Genomic DNA, 1,125 nt, shown 5'->3' with positions numbered 1-1,125 from the left:
GGCCCGAGGGGGTAGTAGGTGAGTGATGGGGTGACGCAGGAGGGTAGCTCAGCCCAGGCGATGGTTGTCCTGGGGTAAGCATGTAGCCCGGTGTGCAGGTAAATCCGTGCGCCGTTGAGGGTGAGATGTGATGCCGAGCCGTTTTAGGTGAAGTGAGTGATCCCATGCTGTCGAGAAAAGCCTCTAGCGAGTGTATCGGCGGCCCGTACCCTAAACCGACTCAGGTGGTCAGGTAGAGAATACCGAGGCGATCGGGTGAACTGTGGTTAAGGAACTCGGCAAATTGCCCCCGTAACTTTGGGAGAAGGGGGACCACGCCTGGTGAACGCCCTTGCGGTGGGAGCTGGGTGGGGTCGCAGAGGCCAGGGGGAAGCGACTGTTTACTAAAAACACAGGTCCGTGCGAAGTCGTAAGACGCGGTATACGGACTGACGCCTGCCCGGTGCCGGAACGTTAAGAGGACCGGTTAGATCCCTTTTGGGGGTCGAAGCTGAGAATCTAAGCGCCGGTAAACGGCGGTGGTAACTATAACCATCCTAAGGTAGCGAAATTCCTTGTCGGGTAAGTTCCGACCTGCACGAATGGCGTAACGACTTCCCCGCTGTCTCAACCACAGGCCCGGCGAAATTGCAGTACGAGTAAAGATGCTCGTTTCGCGCAGCAGGACGGAAAGACCCCGGGACCTTCACTATAGCTTGGCATTGGCGCTTGGAGCGTCTTGTGTAGGATAGGTGGGAGACTGTGAAGCCGGCACGCCAGTGCCGGTGGAGTCGCTGGTGAAATACCACTCTGGTCGTTTTGAGCGTCTAACCCGCACCCGTGGATCCGGGTGGGGGACAGTGCCTGGTGGGTAGTTTAACTGGGGCGGTTGCCTCCTAAAGTGTAACGGAGGCGCCCAAAGGTTCCCTCAGCCTGGTTGGCAATCAGGTGGCGAGTGCAAGGGCACAAGGGAGCTTGACTGTGAGACGGACGTGTCGAGCAGGTGCGAAAGCAGGGCCTAGTGATCCGGCACCTACGTGTGGAAGTGGTGTCGCTCAACGGCTAAAAGGTACCCCGGGGATAACAGGCTGATCTTCCCCAAGAGTCCATATCGACGGGATGGTTTGGCACCTCGATGTCGGCTCG

1 rRNA gene is annotated in these 1,125 nt (G+C 58.3%); it reads left to right on the top strand.

Annotation, left to right across the window (positions count from 1 at the left end):
- A 23S ribosomal RNA gene (locus tag AF1_RS32665) occupies positions 1–1,125 on the top strand; the annotation flags it as partial.

This window comes from Actinomadura formosensis NBRC 14204 (genome assembly GCF_001552155.1).
Lineage (GTDB): Bacteria > Actinomycetota > Actinomycetes > Streptosporangiales > Streptosporangiaceae > Spirillospora > Spirillospora formosensis.
Note: the sequence above shows the minus strand (reverse complement) of the source record. Positions and strands in the feature narration are given on the sequence as shown.